Consider the following 241-nt stretch of genomic DNA (forward strand, 5'->3'; position numbering starts at 1 on the left):
AGACATTCAGGTGAGATGGCTGAGTGGTCGAAAGCACTGGTCTTGAAAACCAGCAAGGGTTTATAGCCCTTCTAGAGTTCAAATCTCTATCTCACCGCCAAACAAAGAAAAACCGCTAATCGAAAGATTAGCGGTTTTTTGCTTTTTGATAGTTAGAAATTTTAAATAAGGGTTTATAGCACTAAACCTTGAGTAGAGTTCAAATCTCTATTTCACCGCCAAACAAAGAAAAACCGCTAAT

The 241-nt window shown here is 38.2% G+C and carries 1 tRNA gene; it reads left to right on the forward strand.

The features are described from left to right. Nucleotides 1-9 precede the first annotated feature (9 nt). Nucleotides 10-100 (forward strand) — tRNA-Ser (locus H4J56_RS19480). Nucleotides 101-241: the final 141 nt, after the last annotated feature.

It is taken from the genome of Colwellia sp. BRX8-4, from assembly GCF_014077345.1.
Classification (GTDB): Bacteria; Pseudomonadota; Gammaproteobacteria; order Enterobacterales; family Alteromonadaceae; genus Colwellia_A.